The organism is Actinocorallia lasiicapitis, assembly GCF_054778695.1.
Genome location: NZ_BAAGZI010000537.1, coordinates 1 through 3,193, shown reverse-complemented (window position 1 = coordinate 3,193; position 3,193 = coordinate 1). Strand labels below are relative to the sequence as shown.

Annotated in this window: 4 protein-coding genes; 1 reads left to right on the top strand and 3 read right to left on the bottom strand. The window is 68.1% G+C overall.

Features of this window, described 5'->3' with window-relative positions; genetic code table 11:
• The 3 genes from ACYVE7_RS31745 to ACYVE7_RS31735 all read right to left on the bottom strand — a co-directional run.
• Positions 1–907 (bottom strand): AAA family ATPase (locus ACYVE7_RS31745; protein WP_460369972.1); only part of this gene is annotated, 907 nt, incomplete at its 3' end.
• A gap of 58 nt (positions 908–965) precedes the next feature.
• Positions 966–1,352: a ribulose bisphosphate carboxylase small subunit gene (locus ACYVE7_RS31740; protein WP_460369971.1), complete on the bottom strand. Its 387-nt coding sequence runs from the start codon at positions 1,350–1,352 to the stop codon at positions 966–968.
• On the bottom strand, positions 1,352–2,779 hold the full coding sequence (locus ACYVE7_RS31735; protein WP_460369969.1) for a form I ribulose bisphosphate carboxylase large subunit: 1,428 nt from the start codon (positions 2,777–2,779) through the stop codon (positions 1,352–1,354). Before ACYVE7_RS31735 ends, ACYVE7_RS31740 begins: the two co-directional genes overlap by 1 nt.
• Positions 2,780–2,866: 87 nt before the next feature.
• Between ACYVE7_RS31735 and ACYVE7_RS31730 the strand changes: the two genes are divergently transcribed.
• Positions 2,867–3,193, top strand: a 327-nt coding sequence (locus tag ACYVE7_RS31730) for a LysR family transcriptional regulator (protein WP_460369967.1), incomplete at its 3' end; no start/stop codon positions are given.

Here is a 3,193-nt window from a genome sequence, read left to right as displayed (position 1 = left end):
GGGTGAAGACTCGGGAGGAGAGGAAGTCGGGGGGGAGGAGGGTGGTGAGGGCTTGGAGATTGACGGGGGTGGGGGTGGCGGTCAGGCGGTTGGCGTGGCGGAGGCGGGCTCGGTCCAGGGCGTTGCGGACGGAGCGGGCGTTGGCGAAGTGGGGTTGGGTGGCGCGGAGCTTCAGGTAGCGGTGGAAGACCTCGCGGGTCTCCGGGGGGAAGGTGTAGCCCATGGAGTCGAGCATGAGAGCGGCGATGGCTTCGAGCTCCGCTAGGTCGAAGTCGGGGAAGTCGATGTGGTGGGCGACGCGGGAACTCATGCCCGGGTTGACGGCGAAGAAATCGGCCATCGGGGCGGCGTAGCCGGCGAGGATGACGACCAGGTCGTCGCGGTGGTTCTCCATGAACTGCAGGAGGATCTCGATGGCCTCCTGGCCGAAGTCACGGTCCGAATCACGGTGCAGCGCATACGCCTCGTCGATGAAAAGGACCCCGCCCATGGCGCGTTTCAGGATCTCGCGGGTCTTCGGGGCGGTGTGGCCGACGTGCTGGCCGACCAGGTCGTCGCGGGACGCCGTCACCAAGTGGTTCTTGCGGATGTAGCCGAGGCCGTGCAGCAGCTCCGCCATGCGGACGGCGACCGTGGTCTTGCCGGTGCCCGGGCTACCCGTGAACGACATGTGCAGGTTCGGGGTGGTGGCCGTCAGGCCGAACCGGGCGCGGACCCGGTCGACCAGCAGCAGCGACGCGATCTCACGGATCCTGGTCTTGACGGGGACCAGCCCGATGAGCTCGGCGTCCAGCGCGTCCAGGATCTCGTCGGTTCTGGCGTCCTTGCGTTCCTGCGCCAGATCGACGACCGCGTCCGGCGGGAGCGGAGGAAGGGTCTCCGGGGTTTTCGGGGTGCCGAACTCCATGCTGCTCCGATCGGGGGCGTGGGGGGCCGGGGGAACCGGCCCGCCACGGGACGTGCTTCTAGCGGGGTTCGAGGGTGTAGCGGATCTGCCGGTCGGCGCCCTCCTGGCGGACCAGGCGGAACCCCTTCTCCTCGGCGGGACGCTGCACGATGAACTGCATCGCGGTGGTCTGCCGGCCGTAGCTGGCGTCGTAGGCGTTCAGCCGGATGTAGGCGTCCGGGTGGGCGCGCCTGCACTCGTTGATCTCCAGCAGGACGCCCGCGGGGTCCTTCAGATCGAACATCGGCAGGCCCCACATGTCCCACAGGAAGTTACGGGGATGCGGGTCGGTGGTGAACTCGACGGAGCAGGGCCAGCCCTGGTCGAGCGCGTAGGCGATCTGGAGGGAGATCTCCGCGTCGGTGAGGTCGGGGAGGAAGCTGAACGACCCTTGGGTGATGCGCATCAGCGGTTCGCCTCCACATTGACGAAGTCGGGCACATCGGTGCTTTCGTAGTCGAAGGTGATGTCTCCCCAGAGTTCCAGGGCGACTTCGAGTTCCTTGCTGTGCTTGGCGGCGGCGCGGAGGATGTCCGGGCCTTCCTTGTAGTAGTCGCGGCCCTCGTTCCGCGCCTTGATCATCGCTTCGACGGCGATCCGGTTGGCGGCCGCGCCTGCGGCGATGCCCATCGGGTGGCCGATGGTGCCGCCGCCGAACTGCAGGATGACGTCCTCGCCCAGGTGGTGGAGGAGCTGGTGCATCTGGCCCGCGTGGATGCCGCCCGAAGCGACCGGCATGACGCCCGGCATGGACGCCCAGTCCTGGTCGAACAGGAGCCCCTTCACCGGGTCGGCCTCGACCTTGCCGAGCCGCAGCGTGTCGTAGAACCCGGCGACCGAGTTGGGGTCGCCTTCGAGCTTGCCGACGACCGTCCCGGCGTGGATGTGGTCGACGCCCGCCAGCCGCATCCACTGGGAGATCACCCGGAAGCTCACGCCGTGGCTCTTCTGCCGGGTGTAGGTGCTGTGCCCGGCGCGGTGCAGGTGCAGGATGACGCTGTTGGCGCGCGCCCATTTCGCCATCGACTGGATCGCGGTGTAGCCGATCGTCAGGTCGATCATGATGATGACGCTGCCGAGCTCCTTGGCGAACTCCGCGCGCTCGTACATGGCCTCCATGTCGCCGGCGGTGACGTTCAGGTAGTGGCCCTTGACCTCACCGGTCTCGGCCTGCGCCTTCATCACCCCTTCCATGCTGTGCAGGAAGCGGTCGCGCCAGCGCATGAACGGCTGGGAGTTGATGTTCTCGTCGTCCTTGGTGAAGTCGAGGCCGCCGCGCAGGGCCTCGTAGACGACGCGTCCGTAGTTCTTCGCCGACAGCCCCAGCTTGGGCTTGACCGTCGCGCCGAGCAGCGGACGGCCGTGCTTGCTGAGGAGTTCGCGCTCCATGACGATGCCGTGCGCGGGCCCCTGGAACGTCTTGATGTAGTGGGGCGGGATGCGCATGTCCTCGAGGCGGAGCGCCTTGAGCGCCTTGAAGCCGAAGACGTTGCCGATGATCGAGGACGTGAGGTTGGCGATGGAGCCTTCCTCGAACAGGTCCAAGCCGTAGGCGATGTAGGCGATGAACTGGTCGGGGGAGCCGGGGACGGGCTCCACCTTGTAGCACTTGGCCTGGTACTCCTCGTGCGCGGTGAGGCGGTCGGTCCAGACGACCGTCCAGGTGGCGGTCGAGGACTCGCCGGCGACGGCGGCGCCCGCCTCCTCCGGGGGTACACCCTGCTGCGGGGTGATGCGGAAGGCGGCGAGGATGTCGCTGTCCTTCGGCACGTAGTCCGGGCGCCAGTAGCCCATCTCCGCATACGGGATCACGCCCGCGGACCATCGACCCATTTCGGGACTCTCCTCTCGTTGACGGTGCAAGCATGTGGGGTCGACACTTATGCCGTCTATCAAGTGTTTCGGGGTGAATCTCAAGCGATGACTGAATCCAGGCTGCGGACCCTGGTGGCGCTCGCGGACGTGTCGTCGGTGCGGCTGGCCGCCGAGCGGCTGTTCGTGACGGAGTCCGCGGTGTCGGCGGCCGTCAGCGCGCTCGCCGCCGAGCTGGGGGTCCCGCTGGTGAGGCGGCAGGGCAGGGGGATCATCCTGACGCCGGCGGGGGAGGTCTACGCGACTTATGCCCGGCGGATCCTCGGGCTGCACGACGAGGCGCGGGCGGCGGCGCGCGGCGAGCATGATCCGGGCCGGGGGAGGTTGCGGATCGCGGCGGTGACGACCGCCGCCGAGCAGGTGCTGCCGGACGCC